20 protein-coding genes are annotated in these 18341 nt (G+C 59.9%); 3 read left to right on the top strand and 17 right to left on the bottom strand.

Features of this window, described 5'->3' with window-relative positions:
- Window positions 1-63 precede the first annotated feature (63 nt).
- The 3 genes from Q666_RS60510 to Q666_RS60500 form a co-directional block, all read right to left on the bottom strand.
- Window positions 64-1398: an ATP-binding protein gene (locus tag Q666_RS60510; protein WP_208993787.1), complete on the bottom strand. Its 1335-nt coding sequence runs from the start codon at window positions 1396-1398 to the stop codon at window positions 64-66.
- A gap of 71 nt (window positions 1399-1469) precedes the next feature.
- Window positions 1470-2168: a response regulator transcription factor gene (locus Q666_RS60505; protein WP_022998074.1), complete on the bottom strand. Its 699-nt coding sequence runs from the start codon at window positions 2166-2168 to the stop codon at window positions 1470-1472.
- A 34-nt stretch (window positions 2169-2202) separates the two neighbouring features.
- Window positions 2203-2769: a MarR family winged helix-turn-helix transcriptional regulator gene (locus Q666_RS60500; protein WP_022998073.1), complete on the bottom strand. Its 567-nt coding sequence runs from the start codon at window positions 2767-2769 to the stop codon at window positions 2203-2205.
- Window positions 2770-3015: 246 nt separating this feature from the next.
- Here Q666_RS60500 and Q666_RS60495 point away from each other — a divergent pair, with 246 nt between their 5' ends.
- Complete coding sequence (locus tag Q666_RS60495) at window positions 3016-3918, top strand: branched-chain amino acid aminotransferase (RefSeq protein WP_022998071.1); 903 nt, start codon at window positions 3016-3018, stop codon at window positions 3916-3918.
- 49 nt (window positions 3919-3967) lie between these two features.
- Here the strand turns inward: Q666_RS60495 and Q666_RS60490 are convergent, their stop codons facing one another.
- The gene (locus Q666_RS60490) at window positions 3968-4495 is read right to left on the bottom strand and encodes a TetR/AcrR family transcriptional regulator (RefSeq protein WP_031268248.1); all 528 of its coding nucleotides are present in this window, start codon (window positions 4493-4495) and stop codon (window positions 3968-3970) included.
- A gap of 80 nt (window positions 4496-4575) precedes the next feature.
- Here Q666_RS60490 and Q666_RS60485 point away from each other — a divergent pair, with 80 nt between their 5' ends.
- Window positions 4576-5652, top strand: a complete 1077-nt coding sequence (locus tag Q666_RS60485; RefSeq protein ID WP_022998069.1) for an alcohol dehydrogenase family protein — start codon at window positions 4576-4578, stop codon at window positions 5650-5652.
- Window positions 5653-5676: 24 nt separating this feature from the next.
- Here the strand turns inward: Q666_RS60485 and Q666_RS60480 are convergent, their stop codons facing one another.
- The 8 genes from Q666_RS60480 to Q666_RS60445 all read right to left on the bottom strand — a co-directional run bounded on the left by Q666_RS60480 (window position 5677) and on the right by Q666_RS60445 (window position 11435).
- Window positions 5677-6900, bottom strand: a complete 1224-nt coding sequence (locus Q666_RS60480; RefSeq protein WP_228866656.1) for a multidrug effflux MFS transporter — start codon at window positions 6898-6900, stop codon at window positions 5677-5679.
- 196 nt (window positions 6901-7096) lie between these two features.
- Entirely contained in the window at window positions 7097-7558 is a 462-nt protein-coding gene (locus Q666_RS60475) for a molybdenum cofactor biosynthesis protein MoaE (RefSeq protein ID WP_022998067.1), read from the bottom strand.
- A gap of 3 nt (window positions 7559-7561) precedes the next feature.
- Entirely contained in the window at window positions 7562-7813 is a 252-nt protein-coding gene (moaD, locus tag Q666_RS60470) for a molybdopterin converting factor subunit 1 (protein ID WP_022998066.1), read from the bottom strand.
- Window positions 7814-7856: 43 nt separating this feature from the next.
- Window positions 7857-8429 (bottom strand): CDP-diacylglycerol--glycerol-3-phosphate 3-phosphatidyltransferase, encoded by a 573-nt coding sequence (gene pgsA, locus Q666_RS60465; RefSeq protein WP_022998065.1) that lies wholly within the window; start codon window positions 8427-8429, stop codon window positions 7857-7859.
- Window positions 8430-8531: 102 nt separating this feature from the next.
- Window positions 8532-8822 carry an HlyU family transcriptional regulator gene (locus Q666_RS60460; RefSeq protein ID WP_022998064.1) on the bottom strand — a complete coding sequence of 97 codons (291 nt, stop codon included), beginning with the start codon at window positions 8820-8822 and terminating at the stop codon, window positions 8532-8534.
- A 185-nt stretch (window positions 8823-9007) separates the two neighbouring features.
- Window positions 9008-9799: a molybdate ABC transporter substrate-binding protein gene (gene modA, locus Q666_RS60455; RefSeq protein ID WP_022998063.1), complete on the bottom strand. Its 792-nt coding sequence runs from the start codon at window positions 9797-9799 to the stop codon at window positions 9008-9010.
- A gap of 71 nt (window positions 9800-9870) precedes the next feature.
- Window positions 9871-10242, bottom strand: coding sequence for a winged helix-turn-helix domain-containing protein (locus Q666_RS60450; protein ID WP_022998062.1), 372 nt, complete (start codon window positions 10240-10242; stop codon window positions 9871-9873).
- 167 nt (window positions 10243-10409) lie between these two features.
- Window positions 10410-11435: a carbon-nitrogen hydrolase family protein gene (locus tag Q666_RS60445; RefSeq protein WP_022998061.1), complete on the bottom strand. Its 1026-nt coding sequence runs from the start codon at window positions 11433-11435 to the stop codon at window positions 10410-10412.
- A gap of 124 nt (window positions 11436-11559) precedes the next feature.
- Between Q666_RS60445 and Q666_RS60440 the strand changes: the two genes are divergently transcribed.
- Window positions 11560-12513, top strand: a complete 954-nt coding sequence (locus tag Q666_RS60440; RefSeq protein ID WP_031268246.1) for a helix-turn-helix domain-containing protein — start codon at window positions 11560-11562, stop codon at window positions 12511-12513.
- A 29-nt stretch (window positions 12514-12542) separates the two neighbouring features.
- Here the strand turns inward: Q666_RS60440 and mscL are convergent, their stop codons facing one another.
- The 5 genes from mscL to Q666_RS65260 all read right to left on the bottom strand — a co-directional run bounded on the left by mscL (window position 12543) and on the right by Q666_RS65260 (window position 18330).
- On the bottom strand, window positions 12543-12986 hold the full coding sequence (mscL, locus tag Q666_RS60435) for a large conductance mechanosensitive channel protein MscL (protein ID WP_031268245.1): 444 nt from the start codon (window positions 12984-12986) through the stop codon (window positions 12543-12545).
- A gap of 193 nt (window positions 12987-13179) precedes the next feature.
- The gene (locus Q666_RS60430) at window positions 13180-13758 is read right to left on the bottom strand and encodes a thymidine kinase (RefSeq protein WP_022998058.1); all 579 of its coding nucleotides are present in this window, start codon (window positions 13756-13758) and stop codon (window positions 13180-13182) included.
- Window positions 13759-13887: 129 nt separating this feature from the next.
- Window positions 13888-14991: an endonuclease/exonuclease/phosphatase family protein gene (locus Q666_RS60425; protein ID WP_051990206.1), complete on the bottom strand. Its 1104-nt coding sequence runs from the start codon at window positions 14989-14991 to the stop codon at window positions 13888-13890.
- An 82-nt stretch (window positions 14992-15073) separates the two neighbouring features.
- Entirely contained in the window at window positions 15074-16633 is a 1560-nt protein-coding gene (locus Q666_RS60420) for a tetratricopeptide repeat-containing sulfotransferase family protein (RefSeq protein WP_022998056.1), read from the bottom strand.
- 140 nt (window positions 16634-16773) lie between these two features.
- The gene (locus tag Q666_RS65260; RefSeq protein WP_152533456.1) at window positions 16774-18330 is read right to left on the bottom strand and encodes a tetratricopeptide repeat-containing sulfotransferase family protein; all 1557 of its coding nucleotides are present in this window, start codon (window positions 18328-18330) and stop codon (window positions 16774-16776) included.
- Window positions 18331-18341 lie beyond the last annotated feature (11 nt).

Below are 18341 nucleotides of genomic sequence, written 5' to 3'. Positions count from 1 at the left end.
GCTGAAAAGGCAAGTCTCACGGCCAGTATGGCGGCGAATTCCTGCCTGGAAAGTAAAGTTTTCCTATGCCGGGATACGCAGCCGTGCCCGCAAGCCGCCCATTGGGCTGTCTTCGAGATAGAGGTCGCCGCCATGGGCACGGGCAATGTCACGGGCGATGGCAAGGCCGAGGCCGCTGCCGGTTTCATCCATGTTGCGAGCCAAATCCAGCCGGTGGAAGGCCCTGAAGGCAATCTCGCGCTGGTCTTCGGGAATGCCCGGGCCGTCGTCGTCGACGGTGATGGTGATCCAGCCTCTGTCGACCCGGCCGAGTACTTCCACTCGGTTGCCGTACTTGCAGCCGTTGGTGACCAGGTTGGAGAGGCAGCGCTTCATCGACAGGCGCCGGATCTCGACTTCCGGGAAACCTTCGAACCGGGTCCTAACATCGTGGCCCGAGATCTCCGCTTCTTCTTCCAGTTCCTCCAGAAGCAGCGACAGGTCGGTCTTCTGGATGTCCTCGTCGCCATCGCCGCTGGCGAAGGCCAGATAATCCTCGAGCATGTGGCTCATCTCGTCGACATCCTTGCGCATCGCCTCGCTTTCCGGCGAGCCGCCGAGGAACGCGAGCTGCAGTCTGAGACGCGTCAGAATGGTCCTGAGATCGTGGCTGACACCTGCAAGCATGGTGGTACGCTGCTCGATCTGCCGTTCGATGCGCCGTCGCATGTCGATGAACGCAAGGCTCGCCTGGCGAACTTCGCGTGCGCCGCTGGCCCGAAAGTTTTCCACCGGCCGGCCCCTGCCGAAGGCCTCAGCCGCATTGGCAAGGCGCACGATCGGGCGGATCTGATTGCGCAGGAACAACAGGGCGATGATCACCAGAACCAGCGACGTGGAGAACATCCAGACCAGGAAGATGTGCGAGTTGGAGGCGTAGGTCTGGCTGCGCCTTGTGAAGACGCGCAGGATGGAATCCTTCAACTGGATGCGGATTTCGACGAAGCGGGACCGGCCGACCGTATCGATCCAGAACGGTTTGCCAATGCGCTGCCCGATCGCCTGGCTCAGTTCCTGGTCGATGACGTCGAAGAAAGGTTTGGGCGTCGGAGGGGGCAAGGGTTCAAGCGGTGTCACCGTCATGGACATGCCGAGCGCCCGCGAGGCGAGTTCCTCGATGTTGGCGTAGTCCGGATCCTGCGGATAGTTCTCCAGAACATAGACCACGGCTGCAATTTCGCGCACCACGGCTTCCGACATCCTGCGCGAAACAAGCTGGTAGTGCCTCTCCATGAACACGAAGACGAGCACCGACTGCAGGATCACGATGGGGGCGACAATAATCAGGAAGGTCCGGGTGAACAGGCCCTTCGGCATGACCCGGTACATGAGCCTGGCGACCTGACGATAGACCGCCATCAGCGGTTTCAGGGGAACCGTCAGGGGAACGCGCCGGAAGAAGCTGTCGAGTCTCGCCATTTGTTTCCGGCTCAGTCGCACGCGAGCCTGTATCCGATGCCGCGCACCGTCTGCAGGTAGATCGGGTTTCCCGGATCCGTTTCGATCTTGCGGCGCAGCCGGTTGATCTGGACGTCGACCGTCCGCTCACCCAGGCCGCTATCATCACCGACGATCTTGTGGCGAGGAACGGTCGCGCCCGGTTGCTCGGCAAATATCGACAGGATCTGCTTTTCCCTGTCCGTCAGGCGCACCATGGCCTCGCCGTTCTTGAGTTCACCCCGGGAAGAATTGAACGAAAACGGGCCGAAGCGGATCTCTTCGCTGACAATGACCGGCTGCTGGTTGCCACGACGCAGGATCGCGGCAATGCGCAGCATCAGTTCCCGCGGTTCGAACGGCTTGGAAAGGTAATCATCAACACCGGCTTCCAGTCCGGCGATCCGGTCCGGGGCCTCGGAGCGTGCGGTGAGCATCAGGATCGGGACGGAAGAGTCCTGGCGCAGGGAAACGGCAAGTTCCAGACCGGTCTCACCCGGCATCATGACATCGAGGATGATCAGGTCGAACTCCAGCCCGGACAGGCACGTACGGGCTTCGGCCGCATGGGCGGCGGCGGTCACACGATAGCCGTTCTCCTTGAGCAACCTGGACAGAAGGTCCCTGATGCGCTTGTCGTCGTCGACCAGGAGAATGTGGTTGGCGTTGTCGTCAGGCACCTGGGCATTCATGTCGGCTTTGTCGTCCTTTTGTGACCTCTGCCGGTCAATCCTTCAGATCGTAGAGACTGCGTATCAGCTGCAGGATCTGAGGCCGCGCTTCGGGATCGATCATTCGGAGCAGAAACCTGCGGATAATTTCGTCGCTGCCATCTGGCAATCCAATTAGGGCGCGTTCAAGGCGCTTTTGCTGCAGGCTGGTAAGGTCCACAGCAAGGGCGTGTCCGCGTTCGGTGGTATAGAGCAGTCTCTGCCGCCTGTCGTGATGGCCTTCGCGCTGCTCGATGATGCCGGCGTCCACCAGTTGCTTGAGCACCCGGCCAAGGCTCTGCTTCGTGATCCGGAGAATGCCGAGCAGGTCAGTGACCATGATGCCCGGATTGCGATCCACAAAATGCAGAACACGGTGGTGTGCGCGGCCGAACTCGTACTTGGCCAGTACGTCATCCGGGTCACCGGTGAAGTCGCGATATGCGAAAAAAAGAAGCTCGATAAGGTCGTAGGACAGCGCGTTGGCGCCATCCGTATCGTCCCCTTCGGGCTGCCTGGGCCGAACCCCGTCCGTATCCCGTCTGAGGGGCGGTTGGTCCGGTTTGAAATTTACGTCAGTCATATTGACTTAATTCTGGTCGATTGTTACTTCTATCCGGTCGCGAACGAAATGATCGGTCTTTTTGATGCATTTTCACGCATCAGATGATAAACGAATCCTATCATCGTCGCCGCGGCCATCAGGATACCGATAGTTGGCGTGCTGTGCAAAAAATACAGCGGTAAAAAAGGCGCAAGTCTTTGGCGTCATTTGCCTCTGTTAAAGAGAAAACAAAACAACGCTCATAGAGCGAGCGGGAGATGAAAAATGGCTGGAACGCCTTTTGATCAGCTCAGTGGTGATATCTGGTACGACGGCACTTTCGTGCCTTGGTCGGAAGCCAAACTGCATGTTCTCAGCCACGGACTGCACTACGGCAGCAGCGTGTTCGAAGGTGAGCGTGCTTATGGCGGCCGGATCTTCAAGTCCGAAGAGCATACGGAGCGCCTGCTTGCATCGGCGCGCATGCTCGGTTTCGAGATCCCGTACACTGCTGAACAGATCAACGCTGCCAAGGAAGAAACCCTGGCGCGCATGAACCTGACCGATGCCTATATCCGCCCCGTCGCCTGGCGCGGTAGCGAGATGATGGGTATTTCGGCTCAGCACAACACCATTCACCTGGCGATCGCCACCTGGGAATGGCCGAGCTACTTCAAGCCGGAAGAGCGCCTGAAGGGCATTCGCCTGGATATGGCCGAATATCGCCGTCCGGCGCCTGCAACGGCACCGTTCAAGGCGAAGGCCGCCGGTCTCTACATGATCTGCACCATCTCCAAGCATGCCGCGGAAGCCAAGGGCTACACCGATGCGCTGATGCTGGACTGGCGCGGCCAGGTGGCCGAGGCGACCGGCGCCAACGTGTTCTTCGTCAAGGACGGCAAGATCCATACGCCGACGCCCGACTGCTTCCTGAACGGCATTACCCGCCAGACGGTGATCGGTCTGGCACGCGACCGCGGTATCGAGGTTGTCGAGCGCGTGATCATGCCGGAAGAGCTGCCGGAATTCGAACAGTGCTTCGTTACCGGAACGGCCGCTGAAGTGACGCCGGTTTCCGAGATTGCCGGAAATACCTATCAGGTCGGCGATATCATCAAGACCCTGATGCAGGACTATGATGCCGCTGTGCGTCCGCAAACTCCGGCCCTGCAGGCCGCAGCAGGCTGATAGAACTGCCGCACGGCAAGGACCAGAAAGGCGGGCATTGGCCCGCCTTTTATTTTGCGGTTATGTCGGAATGCGCCGTCAAAAGGAGCTTGCCGAGTAACTTGGCGCGTTCCACCGACCGGTCGCCATGAAGCGGCCAGGTCTGCGTCAGACCTTCCAGAAGAAGCGAGAGTTCGATTTCACAGCCCGCAAGCCCCGTTGCGCTGGCGGCGCGGTCGGCCACCTGTGTCTTGTGTTCCTTCAGGAGATCAAACAGCTTCTCGTCATGGGGAGCAGATGCCACAGCGGCATGGAACAGGCAGCCCCTCGTGGTTTCGGTTTCCATCCAGCTGGCGACCCGGTCGAGGATTTTACCAAGAGCTTGTTCCGGATCGGCCGGCAAGTCGCCAAACACCAGTTTCAGGTAGCGCCGGTGCCGATGCTCCAGGGCCGCGTAGACCATGTCTTCCCGCGACGGCAGGTATTTGTACAGTGTGCGAAGGCTTACGCCCGCCGCATCTCTCAAATCTCCCACGCTTGGTGAGGCAAAGCCGTTTTCGGCAAATGCCTGCTCAAGTCCCGAAGCGATCCTGGTCATGGTGTCGGTCATGCTTGACTATGTAGAATGATCGTTCTACACGTGGCAAGTAGAACGATCATTCTACCAAAGGAAAGCATATGGCGATCCCCGAAAAGATGAGCGGTGTCGTGCTGACGGGGCACGGCGGACTTGAGAAGCTGGTCTGGAGGACAGACCTGCCGGTTCCCGTGCCCGGAAAGAACGAGGTTCTGATCCGTGTCGGTGCGTCGTCGGTCAACAATACCGATGTGAACACCCGAACGGGGTGGTACTCCAAGGCCGTGCGTGGCGACACCGCCTCCGGCGCGGCTGACGGATATTTGGCCGACACCGGAGCGGATGGCAGTTGGTCCGGCAAGCCTTTGACCTTCCCGCATATTCAGGGCGCTGATTGTTGTGGTGAAATCGTTGCGGTTGGCGACGGCGTCCCGGCGAGCCGGATTGGCGAACGGGTTCTGGTGCGGGCGCTTCAATCCGTCGAAGCAGATGGCCAGGAACCTGCAATCTGGACCTTCGGGTCAGAGAGCAACGGTGGATTTGCACAATACGCGACGGCAAGATCTCACGATGCGCTTGCGATAAACTCCCGTCTGAGCGACGTCGAACTGGCTTCGTTTCCCTGCGCCTTTTCCACGGCTGAAGGAATGATGCAGCGCGCTGGTGTCAAGGCTGAGCGTGTGCTGATCACAGGGGCGTCCGGCGGGGTCGGCTCTGCGGCGATTCAGCTTGCCAAGCGCCGGGGGGCGCATGTCACGGCGGTTACCAGCCGGGAAAAAGCAGCCGACTTGCGGCTTCTTGGAGCCGACGACACACTGGATCGGGACGCGGTTCCGCTCCAACAGTCCTTTGACGTTGTGCTGGATCTCGTTGGCGGCCCTTCCTGGGGCAAGCTGATCGATGCGCTTTGCAACAGAGGGCGCTACGTCACATCGGGTGCGATAGCCGGGCCAATTGTCGAACTGGATCTTCGGACGCTCTACCTGCGTGATCTGATGCTTCTTGGAAGCACCTATCAGCCGGACAACGTCTTTCAGGACCTTGTGAGCTACATCGAAGCGGGCGAGATCCGGCCGGTGGTTGCTGAAACCTATCCCTTGCGCGAGCTGCGTGCCGCGCAGGAAAAGTTCCTGGAAAAAGCCTTCATCGGAAAAATCGCAATTGATGTCGGCGCGTGAAGCGCCGACATCAACATTTCATTCTCAGTCCTGGGACTGCTTGTCGTGCATGGCGTGGAACATGCGGCCACGCTCGGCGTAGAGAATGCAGCCGATGGCGCAAAGTCCATAGACTGTGTAGGCGAGGCCAAGGGGCTGGGTCGTGCCATCGAAAAGCTGCCCCATGATGTACCCCAGGATCGCGCCGCCAAGCGTCGAAATGGTGCCGATGACGGAGGAAGCGGTTCCGGCGATGGCGCCGAGCGGTTCCATGGCCATGGCATTGAAATTCGCGCCCAGGAAGCCGAAGCTGGTCATGATCAGCGTTGCCAGTATCATGAACGCCCAGAAGTTCTCCAAACCTAGAAACGCCAGAAGCCACACGATAAACCCGAGCGCGGTGTAGACGACCGCTGCCCCATGGGAGAGCCGCCGCATGCCGATGGCTTCCACCAGCTGCGCGTTGGTGAAGGACGCACCGGCCATGGTGATGGCAATGGCAGCAAAGACGATCGGGAACAGCGTCCCAAGGCCGAAAATGTCGACAAAGATCTGCTGCGACATGGCCAGGAACGAGAACAGGCCGCCGAAAATGAATGCGGTGCCGACCGTGTATCCAAGGCTCACGCGGGTGGTCAGAGCCGTCATATAGGCACTGACGATGGTGGAGACTTCCATCGGGCGGCGGTTTTCGACCGCCAGGGTTTCCGGCATCCTGAGGGCGGACCAGATCATCATCGCAACGCCGTAAATGAGCAGAAGCGCGAAGATCCAGTGCCAGCCGGCAATCAGGAGAACTGCCTGGCCGATGGAGGGCGCGACCACGGGAACGGCCATGAAGACCATCATCACCAGTGACATGACCTTGCCCATGCGCCTGCCGGTGTAGCAATCGCGCACGACGGAAAGCGCCGTGACGCGGGCAGCCGCACAGCCGATGCCCTGAAGGACGCGCGCGATCAAAAGCGTGTCGAGATCCATCGCGAAGATGGCGCCGATACTGGCAAGGCTGTAAAGCGCAAGGCCGCCGACCAGGATGCCGCGCCGCCCCAGTGCATCTGTTACCGGGCCGAAGAAGAGCTGCGCCCCACCAAAACCCACCAGATAGGACAGGAGCACAAGCTGGCGGTTGTTCTCCTCAACGATGTTGAGTGCATCGCCAATCGCGGGCAGGGCCGGCAGCATGACGTCGATGGCCATGGCATTCAGCGCCATGATCATGGCGATGATGGCGACAAACTCGGCAAAGGGAATGCCTGGCTCGCGCAGAACTTCTGAAGAAGAGCCTGAAGCACCCTTTTCTGCCGCCGGCGTTGCGGCGGCTGTGCCGGAGGGTTCACTGTCGTGTTTCACGGGGTCGGACCAATTCAAATGGGTGGGCTGCCGGGGCAGCCGCAAAGCTTGAGAATGGGAAAGAAGCGGCAGAGCGGCCTTGAATCAATAGCAGACTATTCGCTTGTGCAGCTCAGGTCCAGCGTGCGGCGTCCGTGTCGTCTTCGGTTTTCGCTTCCACCCAGGCTCCGGTGCCGCCTTCCGCAGGGTGTTCCTTCTTCCAGAAGGGGGCGCGGGTTTTCAGGTAGTCCATCAGGAAGTCGGCAGCCTCGAACGCGGCCCGGCGGTGGGAAGAGGCAGCGATCACCAGAACGATGTTATGCCCTGGTGCGATCTTGCCGAAGCGGTGGATCACGGTGAGGCCTGTCAGCGGCCAGCGCTCTGCCGCTTCTCCGGCAATCCGGGTCAATTCGGCTTCGGCCATGCCGGGGTAGTGTTCCAGTTCCAGTGCCGCCAGGGTTCCGGCTTCATCCCGGCACAGACCTGTGAAGGTCACCAGCGCACCGACGTCCTTGCGTCCTTCTGTAAGACGAAGGCTTTCGGCCTGCAGGTCGAAGTCTTCTGCCTGGACGCGGACAAGCGGGGTTGTGGCCATCGTTCAGCCGCCTGTCATGGGCGGAAAGAAAGCGACTTCCCGGGCATCGCCAAGCGCAGCGTCGGTTTCCACATGCATCTGGTCAAGTGCGACGCGAATGGCGTCTTCTTCCTCGAACGCGGCGGCGTGATTGTCGTCGAGTGTCTTCAGATGCGAGATCAGATCAGCAACTGTCGCAACCGATGCCGGAACCTCGATGGTTTCCTCTTCGACGCCGACCCGTTCACGGACCCAGGCGAAATAGCGGATGTTCATGAAACCTCCAGGTGGTGTGCGGTCAGGGCCGGTATGAAGGCGCCTATTCCGTTATCAGATGGCCGATGCCGGCCCGGAAATAATCGTACCCTGTATATAGGGTAAGCAGGGCGGCGAGCCAAAGTGCCACGAGGCCTGTTTGCGTCGTATAGGCGAACACGGTGTCGCCCGCCGGGCCTGCAAGCAGAAAGGCGACAGCGATCAACTGGACGGTGGTCTTCCACTTGGCAAGCTTGGTAACGGGAACGCTGACCTGCAGTTCGGCCAGAAATTCGCGCAGTCCCGAGACCAGGATTTCCCTGCACAGGATGATGATTGCCGCGATCATGGTCCAGCCGTAGATGGTTCCGTCACCGGCCAGCATCAGCAGACTGACGGACACCAGCAGCTTGTCTGCAATCGGGTCGAGCATGCGCCCGAGCGCGGACTGCTGTTGCCAGGCCCGCGCCAGGTAGCCATCGAAGAAATCGGTGATCGCTGCCAGAACGAACAGCGCAAGCGCAACCCAGCGGGCTGTGTTGCCTTCGAAATAAAAACAGACCGCAACCGCAGGAACCGCCAAAATGCGCCCATAGGTGAGGAGATTGGGCAGGCTCAGGACAATATTTCGTTTCATGTCGGCTTTCGGATTTCGGGCTGAACCCGGCGCTTTCGGCCCGGGATACGGGTTCCCGGCAGCGCCATGACTATTCATTTCCGGTGAAGATCCGGTCCTTGCTCAATCGAATATGCTATCGCCGACCTGGTCAATCATCAATTTGGCCTTGCGGATCATCTCGTTGGCCGCAGCTTCCTCGTCCGGCAGCGTGTCTGCACGAATGAAGGTATGCACCTTGGTTGTCTCGCCAACCTGCTTTTCAATCCGGCCGCTGACCTGCCATTGGCCGTTCGACAGCTGGGGCTGAGCGACGATCAGGTAACCGTCATAGTCCACCGTCGTTGCCTTCGAGGCGCCTTTGTTGCCGTCTCCGGAAGAGCCGAAAAGGGATTTGAACATCTTGCCGAGCATCTGAGGCCTCAATCCGTTTCATTTGCCCCCTTTTACGAGGGGCGGGGAAGGGCTTCAAGGGGAGAGGCCGGAGAAGCTTGCGGGAATTTGCATTCTTCAGCGCAAGGTGATGGCGCAGAGGCGTTTCGTCCGGCCTGCTCACGTGTTCGGCGATTTGAGGTTCCTGCGTTGACCGGCTTGAAGACCTAGCGGTCGAGCACGACGAAACCCTGACGTTCGAAGGCTTCGCGCGCGTCGGGGCCCTGGAGATAGGCTAGAAACTCTTCTTCCGCGGGTGTGTCCCGATTGGCCAGATCCGCCACCGGATACACAATCGGCGGATGGCTTTCTGCCGGAAAGGTTCCAACGACAGTCACATTGTCCTCTGCCACGGCGTCCGTGGCATAGACAATGCCGTAGGGCGCTTCACCCGTTGCCACCAGCGCAAGCGCGGAACGAACATTGTCCGACTGCGCTACACGTGGTTCCGCCTCGTCCCACAGCCCGAGGCTTTGCAGGGCTGCCTTGCCGTAAATGCCTGCGGGAACCGCGTCGACCAAAGCCATCGCAAGACGGTTGTCGCCCAGGATTTCGGGGAGGTTCAGATCGGCCGAAATATCGAGTGGCTTTGCTTCACGGCCATGTGCAATCAGGACGAGGGAATTGTTCAACAGGTCGAACCGGGTGCCGGCCTCCAGCAGCCTGTCCTTTTCCAGAACATCCATCCAGTCCGGATTCGCCGAGATGAAGATGTCCACCGGTGCTCCCTGCTGGATCTGCCGCGCCAGCGCCGAAGAGCCCGCAAGTGATATCACCAGATCGTGTCCGGTGGCTGCTTCGAAACGCTGTTCGATCTCTTCCAGGGCGTCCGCCAGGCTTGCTGCGGCAAAAACGGTGACTTCCCCTGCTGCCGCAGTGGTTGGCTGAGCCGCAAGGCCTGCAAGAAAGGCCGCACCAGCCAAAGAGCGCAAGCAGGCGAAGAGACTGGAATTGGACATGCAGCTGGTTCCTCAAAATTGCGATATGTTTCTTCGGGAATATCGCAGGCGAAGCTGCCAAAAGGCAAGCGTTATATTCCGTCGGGAATATCGCTTAGCAGGGTCTTCAGTTTTTCAATGTGCGGGTCTCCGGCGGCACGCGCCTTCAGTTCAATCGCGCGATACTCCTCGAGAACGGCGAGGCCGGTCTCGGTAATCTGCGCCCCACCGCCTTTTGCGCCGCCGCGGCTGCGTTCCACGAGGGGAGAGCGGAACATGGCATTGAGTGTTTCCACTAGTTGCCAGGCCCGCTTGTAGCTCATGCCCATCTCACGGCCCGCGGCCGCTATCGATCCGGTGCGCTGAATGCGTTCCAGCAACTCGGCCTTGCCGGGGCCCATCATTTCGTCCGGGCCGAACACGAGGCGGATGCGGAACCGGGGACTGCTGTCTTCGTCTCTCATGCGCCGATATTGACCTTGCCGGCCACGCCTGGACAAGGCGCAAATTTCGGTTCCGCGGGTTTGTCCAAGTGTGCCGGCGAGGTCGTCGCCGACGGATTGGCTCAGCGTACGGTAGACCCGGGCAATTCCGGACCGGTGCGCAGGTACCGCGCACCGGCTCGTTTGGTCTATTCAGCAGCCTCTTCCATTGGGCTCTGCCGCGCTGTGGCAAGCTCGCTTGCATCTTCCCAGCCGGGGGCATCGTCGAAAGCGATAACGGGGCGCTGTTTCTTCCGGTTGAGCAACAGTCTGGTGGCGTCCCGCTTGGCATAATGACCCGCCGGATCGGCAGCTGCCTTGGCGAAGGCGATCATGCCGAGGTCGATGTCCGCAAAGACGAGGCCTTCTTCGTCCTGAGCAATCTGAGTGCCGATTTCCTGTCCGTCCGGAGCGTAGATGCGGGTATAGCCGCCGCCGAGCGGGCATAGTGCTTCCTTTTCCGGATCGCCCTGGCAGAGCTCGTCCTGGATGTCCCTGGTGACCAGCGAGCAGGGTGCAAGCACGAAACAACCGCCTTCAACCGCGTAGATCATCGACGCCGCGTTGTTGACTTCGTGGCCAAGGGCGTAGGCCGTGCCCTTGTAGAGGTGGAGATTGGGCCAGGCGGCGCAATGGATCTGCTCGTTCTGGGCATACATGGCGTATTTCGACAGCGGTTGCAGGTGTTCCCAGCAGGCCAGCTGGCCGATGCGGCCGAGGGAGGTTTCGACCACGGCAAGATCAGAGCCGTCGCCTTCGCCATAGACCGTGCGTTCCACGTGGGTGGGTTTCAGCTTGCGCCGCCGGTTCACGACCGTGCCGGTCTCGTCGAAATGCCATTGGGCTATATAAAGCGAGCCGCCGTCACGTTCCGAGCAGCCCATGGAAAGCTGGATGTTGTTTTTCCGGCAGGCGTCGGCCAGGCGCTTTTCATGGTCCGATCCGGCGACGATGGAATTTTCGAAATAGCGTCCGGCAAACTGCATCTGCCAGGCGACGGGGCCGAGCCAGATGTAGTTTGGATAACCGGGCAGCCAGGTTTCGCTGAAGGCGACCAGTCTGGCTCCGGCTGATGCAGCTTCCTCGATCAGGCGCACGGCCTTGTCGATGCCGGCATCAAGATCGAGAAAACAGGGGGCAGCCTGGACGGCTGCGACTTTGAATTGCTTGGTCATGTGATGTCCTCCTAGGCCTCCCAGCCTGCCGGAGTGACGAAGAGATTACTTTTGCCCCTGAGCCAAAAAACTTGCGTTTTTGGGCAGACTGCCGAAAATCGACCAGTCGAACACGGAAACGGATATGAGCGGCCAGGCCTCATACAGCACAGTGGACATCGCCCCGCGCGATCGCTTCGCCTATTGGCGGGAAGCAGTCTGTGACTCCTATGTCCAGCTGGGCTGTGAAGCAGGCGAGGGCCCCGGTTTCGTCGGCAGTCTGGATATCGAGCGCCATTCGGCCCTGTCCGTTTCCAGAGTGTCCGGGACAGCCCACAGGGTGGTGCGGCGTCCCAGCGACATCCGGTCGGCGTCGGAAGCCGATTTCCTCGTCAGCCTGCAGACCGCAAACTCCTCGCGTCTGACCCAATTCGGAAAAACATCGGTGCTGCGTCCCGGCGACATGGTGGTCTATGACAGCACCCAGCCCTATTGTCTGGATCTGACGGAACCCTTCTCGCAAACGGTCCTGCAGTTTTCGAAGGCAAGTCTGCTCTCCCGATTGCCATTTGCCGAGACGCTCGGCGGAACCTGGATCGACGGGCAAAGCGACATCGGCCGTCTTGTGCGGGAGAGCATCCTGGCGTTTTCAGCCCACTTGAACAGCGGCTCTCCGGCGTTCGCCTCAACGCTTCAGGAAACACTTCTGGACCTTGTGGCGACCGGGCTGGCGGGCAGCCGCAAGAGCGAGCTGGCGCTTTCCTCGTTCGATCGTCAGATCCTGCTCAGGGCGCGCAGCTGCATTGCGCGCCGCATTCACGATCCGGAGCTGGACCGGAACCAGGTGGCGTCGGCCACCGGACTGTCGGTACGGCGTCTCAACGCGATCTTCCAGTGCGAAGGGTCTTCGATCGCAGGCGAAATCCGGCAGAAACGGCTGGAGGTCGTTGCAGCGGCGCTGCATGATGCGAGATTTGCAGCGATGTCGATCAGTGAAATCGCGATGCGCTGCGGGTACAACAATCTGCAGCATTTCTCGACACTGTTTCGCAAGGCTTTTGGCCGTTCGCCCCGGCAGTACCGGGGCGAGGAAGAGTAATCGCGGTAAAGGGTCCCGCGAAGGTGAAATCAGGCAGAGGCCTTGGCTGACTTAAGCTCGTCGCGGATTTCGATCAGGACGTCGATTTCCGACGGGCCGGTCTTGACCTCAGGCTCTACGTCGTCCGGCTTTTCAGCCATGGACTTGATCCGATTGACCGACTTCACAAGCATGAAGACGACAAATGCGATGATCATGAAGTTGATGCAGGACGTCAGAAAGGCGCCATAGGCGAAAACGGCGGCTCCGCTTTCACGAGCAGCGGCAAGACCGGTGCCGGCAGGAACCTCCCCGGACAGAACGACATACATGGAGGTGAAGTCGATGCCGCCGATGATGAGCCCGATAATCGGGTTGATCAGGTCATTGACCAGGCTGGTGACGATGGCGGTGAATGCTGCGCCGATGATGATGCCGACGGCAAGGTCCATGACGTTGCCCTTGGCGATAAAGTCGCGAAATTCCTTGATCATATGCATACCCCAAAAGTCTTCGGATCGCTGACCAGAGTGCGCGCGGTAGCACCTTCAACGAATTGGGCTGCGGCGGGGCTTCTTGTCAGAAAAACCGATAATCCTGCTCTAGGGGGCTTTGTCCATCACAAAGTGAGGGCACTGCGACCAGTCCGAGGTGCGGTGCTGCAAGGTTCCGAACGGAAAGTGGCGATCAGCCCAGCTTCCGCTCGCTCCAGTGACGGCGGCAGAGCGAGACATACTTGTCATTGCCACCAATAACGACCTGGTCGCCTTCCTCGACGATCTTGCCGTCCGCATCCAACCGGGCAACCATGGTTGCCTTGCGTCCGCACCAGCAGATGGTCTTGATTTCCTTCAGATTATCCGCAAGCGCCAGCAAGGCGGCGCTGCCGGGGAAGAGCTTTCCCTGGAAATCCGTTCTGAGGCCGAAGCACATCACCGGAATGCGCAGCGTGTCGGCCACCCGGGCGAGCTGCCAGACCTGGTCTTCCGTCAGAAACTGGGCTTCATCGACGAAGACCGCGTCGACCTTCTTCGCTTCGTCGGCGCGCAGTATGTGATCAAAGACGTTGTCAGCCGAGTTGAAGACATCGGCATCCGCTCCCAACCCGATACGCGATGCGATCCGGCCCTTGCCGCCCCGGTCGTCGAAGGCGGCGATCAGGAGCAGCGTGTTCATCCCGCGCTCCTCGTAGTTATAGGCGGCCTGCAACAGCACAGTCGACTTGCCGGCGTTCATCGAGGAGTAGTTGAAATAGAGCTTGGCCATGCGGAACTTTGGGAATCGGTCTTGAAGTTGCGGGCAGTTTTCAGGAAACCATCCGAAGCCTCAAACACTTTCCGGTTGAAGTCACAGCCAATGTCGCAATTTTCAGGTGCCGGGCGCAGGTCGCCGAAGTCAGTTGCTCGGCGTCTGGGCGATCTCCACGATCAGCGGCAAATGATCGGAACCGATATCGGGGCCAAGCGAAACGTTGACGATCTGGATGTCCCTGGAAACGGCGAACTGGTCGACAGGCGCACCGAGGATCCAGTGCAGGCTGTAGTCGAAGAAGAAGCGCGTCGTCTGCGGCCATCCGTCCGGATAGGCCGTCTTCAGCCCGTTTCGTGTCAGTGTCTGCTGGAATCGGGCAGACCAGGGTGAACTGTTCCAGTCGCCGATCGCCAGAATGTTGCTGCCGTTGTCGGCCTTCAAGGTATCGATGACGTTATCGGCCTCGTCGAAATAGCGGCGCTTGTTCTCCCAGCGGATCTTCGAACGCGGGCTGTCCGGATGAATGACCAGGAGATGCAGCGGCGCCGAGCCGGTGTCGACGGAGAGCGACAGCAGTTCCCTGTCGCCATCGTAATAGACATTGGCCCCGGGAGGGACATCGCCAGAGATGACACGGGTTTCTTCCGACGTTAGCGGAAAGCGGGAATAGACCGCCAGGCCTCCCAGGTCTCCGACCTTCAGGTATTCGGGAAATCCGTTCTTGCCGGCACCGCCGGTCGGCAACCCCAAGCGTTGCCAGCGGCGTTCCTGAAGCCACCACAGCACTTCCTGAAACACCACGACATCAGGCTGTTCCTTTTCCAGAAAGGCTTGCAACACCTTGTCGCCCAGAAACAGGTGTTCAAGGTTGATGGAGACGATCTTGAGCGGTCGATCTCCCGGTGCCGCGGGACCAAGGGGCTTGGTGTTGGCAAGCGTGCGAGCTCCGGTGAACCCGGCCAGGCTGAGAAAGGCGATCACGGCCACGAACCAGGTCAACCGGTACATCAGACGAAGCCGGTGCCGAACGAGGAAACCGGCCGCACCGCCAAGACACCCTGCCAGGCCTGCGGCCAGAAACTGTCGCAGGAAGAAGCTCATGTTGTCCGCAAGCCAGACGTCCGGCGCCAGAAAGGCAAGCAGGCCGAGCACACTGACTGCAATGGCACCAAGGCTTCCGCACCAACCAATCAGGGATAATACGCTATGGATCAGGGAACGCGGTTTAGCCTGGGGCTTTCGAAACATGGCAGCCTGGGTCCGATTTCATGAGAAGGCGGCTGTGCTTAGCACGGACTGTGCGGAAGGTGCGACCTGTTTTGCCGCAAAGTCAGTTCGCCTTTGCCTCGAGCGCTGCCAGCAGCGGCTGAATATGCGCTTGATAAGCCTTCCAGCGCCCGACGGACGAGCCATAGACAGGTCGGCGTGCCTGCTCGCGGCTGAATGTGAAGATCTGGGTGGTCTCATCAGGGGGCTTCAGACAATCGTCGTCCCAGTCCAGGCCGGTATGGGCGAGCAGGGCCCGACTTTCCGTCTCATTGTCGCTGACAAGGCTTTCATAGGACTGATGCCTCAAGGCAACCGGCAGAACCTCTGACCAGTGGGCCATCAGATCACGGTAGAGATTGAAATAGCGGCCGAGTGAAGCCTGGCTCTCATTGTAGGAATGATGCGGCGGTAGCGGCGTCATGTAGATCGAAAGACAGGTGTCTTCCGCGCTCCGCGTCACATGCACGAAACTGGCGTTGGGAAAAAGAAGGGCGAGAAGCCAGAGGTTTTCGTAATTGTGAGGCATCTTGTCGATTACACGGTGCGCTCTCTTGTCGATATCCTCCAGATGGGAGAGATAGCGGCGGCCGATGCGCTGAGCGTCCTGCCGTGTCATCTGACGGGCAGTCTCAAAGAGTTGCGGGCCGTGTGTCCGGCCGGACGCCAGATCATGAATCCGATCGGGGATGAATTGAAGCTCCCCCGCGGCCCGTGCTGCGGGGTGCCGGCCGATGATCCGCTCGACCAGGGTCGTGCCGGAGCGAGGCATGCCGAAAACGAAAACCGGCCTGTCACTTGAAAGCGCCCAGTCTTTCCGCTGTTCGAAAAACTCCCGGTCAAAGACGCCCTTGCAGGTTTCCACGAAGGCTTTCTGGACGCCCGGATCGTGGGCGGGGTAAAGGCCCGTCCGGTATCCGTCGAAAAAGGAAAATGCCTTGCCGGTGTCGCCTGCAGCGTCGCAGATCTTGCCTGCGGCAAACGCAAGACGGGTGACTTCGGCGGTTGCGGCGCCTTGTGGCAGGTTCGCAAGATGCCGTTCAATCCCCTCCAGGACACTCACCTTGAGAGTTTCGTCCTGAGCTTCGGCAGCCGCGGTCAGGATTGCTGGATCGGAAGGGGCCTCTGTGAAAGCGATGCGAATATGGTTTTCAGCAATCTCCCGATTGCCGAGGGTCATTTCCAGTTCGAAGAGGCCCAGATGAGCACGTGGCGACTGCGGATCAGCCTTCAGAGCCTGCTCGAAGGCCTGCCGGGCAAGTCCGGAGCGCCGGAGATCGGCGTAGACTTCACCGAGTACGCGTTGCGCGTATTCAGACCCCGGGGCGAGCGACGCTCCTTTGCGCGCATGAGGCAGTGCGTCTTCGCTGCGCCTCTCGATGTTGAGTGCGCTTGCGAGTGTGGTGTGAACCACTGCTTCCTTTTTCGCGCCTTTTGCGGCCTCTTCCAGATGGGGGATCGCCTGCGCGGTCCGGCCGAAGGAGAGGCAGGCGATGCCCAGGCCATACCGTGCGCGGGCATTGCGCGGATCGTTCTGGAGCACTGCCTCCAGAAGCGCCTGAGCGCGGTCGAATTGTCCTGCTTGAAGAAGAGCGAAAGCTTGTTCGGTCGGATCTGGGTGCATCTTTGTCCGGTGGTCTGCACCGCACAAGCGGCTGGTCTCGCGAACACACCCGTTTCCAAAAAAGGCGCGAAAGACGCGCCGGGTGCCGGTTTGTCGCTACAGCTTGTGATAAACCGGCCTGAAGATGCAACCCTCCGGTGTCAGGTTTCGATCCCTGCAAGTCCTTCGAGCAGCGGGCCAATGTGATCCCGGTACTTTTCGAAACGGTTCACGGCCCCAGTATGAATGGGTTGCCTGACCTGGGCCATGGAGAAGGTGAAGACCTGCGCCTCATTGCTTTCGTGATGGCGGCAGGCATCGTCCCATGCCAACCCGGCGTGACTAATCAGTGCGGGGCGCTCCGTATCCGGATCGCTCACAAGGGTCTCGTAGGACTGATTGCGGATCTCAACCGGCAACACCGTGCTCCAGTGCGCCATCAGCTTTCTGTACTGGCCATAATAATGGGCGAGCGATTGCTGGCTTTCACAGTACCCGTGCTTGCCGGGCAGGGGCGTCATGTAGATGGAGACGCAGGTATCGGCCGGGTTGCGGCTGACATGGCAGAAATGTGCATTGGGGAACAGGAGGGCGATCAGCCAGAGGTGCTCGAAATTCTGCGGCATCTTGTCGATCACGCGGGCACTTTTCTTGCTGAAACCGTCGAGCAGGGTCAGGTACTTGCGGCCGATGCGCTGGGCGCTCTTGCGGTCGAGGGCCAGGGCGGCGTCGAAGAAGGCGTTGTCACCGGTGTGGCCTTCCGTCAGGCCATCAATCTGTTCGTCAAAGAAACTCAATTCACCTGCGGCGGTCGCCTTGGGATGAGCGGACAGGATGGCCTCGACCAGCGAGGTGCCTGATCGCGGCATGCCGAAGACAAAGACGGGTCTGTCGCTGGTGAGGGCAAAATCCTTGCGGTCTTCGAAAAACTGTTTCGAGAAGACTTCCCGGCAGGTTTCGACATGGCGTTTCTGCCGGTCGGCATCATAGTGGCCGTAAAGGTCGTTTCGATGCTGCCCGAGATAGTGAAAGGCCTTGGGTGGGTCGCCGGTGTCGTCGCAGATCTTGCCGGCTGTGAAGGCAAGCCTTGCCCGCTCGACCTTCGCCATCGGCCGGTCCACATCGTTCAGCAGGGTCTCGATCTTTTCCAGCGCCTCTTTCTTCAGTGAAAGGTCGGAGAGGTCCCTTGCACTGATGAGAACCGAGGGTTCCTCGGGAGCCAGTTCCAGTGCGCGCCGGAAATGGGTTTCGGCTTCGTCCATCTTGCCGAGCGAGACTTTCAGCCGCGAGAGCGCCAGATGCGCGATCGCCGATGCTTCGTTGATGGCAAGTGCGTTTTGAAAGGCATGTTCGGCCATGACGGGCCGCCGCAGCCTTGCGTAGATCTCGCCCAGGGTGCGGTGGGCGAATTCGGACTTGGCGTCGAGGGCGACTGCCTTGCGCGCATATGGCAGGGCCTCCTCGAAACGGTTGTCGAGGGTGAGGGCATCCGCAAGTGTCGCGAAGATGACGGCTTCCTTCTTCGCGACCTTCGCGGCAGCTTGTAGATGTTCGATTGCCCGGGATGCGTGACCGTGGGTCAGATAGATGACACCAAGCCAGTGATTGACCTGCGGATCGCGCGGATTGGCTGCATTGAGATCGGTCAGGATCTCCAGCGCCATGCCGTAATCCTTTGCGTCGATGCACCGAAGCGCGGCTTCCAACGGGTTTGACACTCTCAGAATTC

This window comes from Labrenzia sp. C1B70, from assembly GCF_000475395.1.
GTDB classification, from domain to species: Bacteria; Pseudomonadota; Alphaproteobacteria; order Rhizobiales; family Stappiaceae; genus Roseibium; species Roseibium algicola.
This window is presented reverse-complemented; position numbering and strand designations above follow the sequence as displayed.

What these genes read in the sequence shown, in the direction of transcription:
- Q666_RS60505 (WP_022998074.1), bottom strand. Translation starts at nt 2,168, where the DNA reads ATGAATGCCCAGGTGCCTGACGACAACGCCAACCACATTCTCCTGGTC.
- pgsA (WP_022998065.1), bottom strand. Translation starts at nt 8,429, where the DNA reads ATGAAACGAAATATTGTCCTGAGCCTGCCCAATCTCCTCACCTATGGG.
- Q666_RS60485 (WP_022998069.1), top strand. Translation starts at nt 4,576, where the DNA reads ATGGCGATCCCCGAAAAGATGAGCGGTGTCGTGCTGACGGGGCACGGC.
- mscL (WP_031268245.1), bottom strand. Translation starts at nt 12,986, where the DNA reads ATGATCAAGGAATTTCGCGACTTTATCGCCAAGGGCAACGTCATGGAC.
- Q666_RS60460 (WP_022998064.1), bottom strand. Translation starts at nt 8,822, where the DNA reads ATGCTCGGCAAGATGTTCAAATCCCTTTTCGGCTCTTCCGGAGACGGC.
- Q666_RS60495 (WP_022998071.1), top strand. Translation starts at nt 3,016, where the DNA reads ATGGCTGGAACGCCTTTTGATCAGCTCAGTGGTGATATCTGGTACGAC.
- Q666_RS60440 (WP_031268246.1), top strand. Translation starts at nt 11,560, where the DNA reads ATGAGCGGCCAGGCCTCATACAGCACAGTGGACATCGCCCCGCGCGAT.
- Q666_RS60445 (WP_022998061.1), bottom strand. Translation starts at nt 11,435, where the DNA reads ATGACCAAGCAATTCAAAGTCGCAGCCGTCCAGGCTGCCCCCTGTTTT.
- Q666_RS60475 (WP_022998067.1), bottom strand. Translation starts at nt 7,558, where the DNA reads ATGGCCACAACCCCGCTTGTCCGCGTCCAGGCAGAAGACTTCGACCTG.
- modA (WP_022998063.1), bottom strand. Translation starts at nt 9,799, where the DNA reads ATGTCCAATTCCAGTCTCTTCGCCTGCTTGCGCTCTTTGGCTGGTGCG.
- Q666_RS60425 (WP_051990206.1), bottom strand. Translation starts at nt 14,991, where the DNA reads ATGTTTCGAAAGCCCCAGGCTAAACCGCGTTCCCTGATCCATAGCGTA.
- Q666_RS60510 (WP_208993787.1), bottom strand. Translation starts at nt 1,398, where the DNA reads ATGGCGGTCTATCGTCAGGTCGCCAGGCTCATGTACCGGGTCATGCCG.
- Q666_RS60450 (WP_022998062.1), bottom strand. Translation starts at nt 10,242, where the DNA reads ATGAGAGACGAAGACAGCAGTCCCCGGTTCCGCATCCGCCTCGTGTTC.
- moaD (WP_022998066.1), bottom strand. Translation starts at nt 7,813, where the DNA reads ATGAACATCCGCTATTTCGCCTGGGTCCGTGAACGGGTCGGCGTCGAA.
- Q666_RS60430 (WP_022998058.1), bottom strand. Translation starts at nt 13,758, where the DNA reads ATGGCCAAGCTCTATTTCAACTACTCCTCGATGAACGCCGGCAAGTCG.
- Q666_RS60420 (WP_022998056.1), bottom strand. Translation starts at nt 16,633, where the DNA reads ATGCACCCAGATCCGACCGAACAAGCTTTCGCTCTTCTTCAAGCAGGA.
- Q666_RS60500 (WP_022998073.1), bottom strand. Translation starts at nt 2,769, where the DNA reads ATGACTGACGTAAATTTCAAACCGGACCAACCGCCCCTCAGACGGGAT.
- Q666_RS60490 (WP_031268248.1), bottom strand. Translation starts at nt 4,495, where the DNA reads ATGACCAGGATCGCTTCGGGACTTGAGCAGGCATTTGCCGAAAACGGC.